Origin of the sequence: Acetomicrobium sp. S15 = DSM 107314 (assembly GCF_016125955.1) — a bacterium.
In the GTDB taxonomy this organism is placed as follows: Bacteria; Synergistota; Synergistia; order Synergistales; family Thermosynergistaceae; genus Thermosynergistes; species Thermosynergistes pyruvativorans.
In genome coordinates this window covers 1-344 of record NZ_JADEVE010000130.1, presented here as the reverse complement: position 1 = coordinate 344, position 344 = coordinate 1, and the positions used below count along the sequence as shown (strand labels likewise).

Genomic DNA, 344 nt, shown 5'->3' with positions numbered 1-344 from the left:
TTCGAGCGTGCGCGCAAACCGCCGCTCTTCCAATTCCAAGACCTGCTCTATCGTAGATCGGCCCTCCACCAGCTCCTCGTAAGGATCGGCCATCAGATCTATGACCACGGGCAAAAGTGGATGCACAGTCCGCACCCTTTGCACAGATTCTTATCTATATAAACTGCCATATTATTCACCTCTTATCTCTTTTATAATCTGTTCTGCCTATTTGGGAGTTGTGGCTATCTTCGCGCCTTACCTGGTCTTTCTTATAGCCCCCGGCTTTAAGGGGCAGGATGCCGTCTTGGCGACGAACTTGACTCGCCTTCTCATGCCCTATTTAATATTGGTTTCCCTCGCTG

General features: G+C 50.0%; 2 protein-coding genes. One reads left to right on the top strand and one right to left on the bottom strand.

Annotation, left to right across the window (positions count from 1 at the left end; all coding sequences use genetic code 11):
- Positions 1–98: 98 nt before the first annotated feature.
- Entirely contained in the window at positions 99–170 is a 72-nt protein-coding gene (locus EZM41_RS14595) for a 4Fe-4S binding protein (RefSeq protein WP_198469542.1), read from the bottom strand.
- Here EZM41_RS14595 and EZM41_RS14590 point away from each other — a divergent pair.
- Positions 164–344 (top strand): lipid II flippase MurJ (locus EZM41_RS14590; protein WP_446697808.1); only part of this gene is annotated, 181 nt, incomplete at its 3' end. The two genes, EZM41_RS14595 and EZM41_RS14590, sit on opposite strands and share 7 nt — an antisense overlap.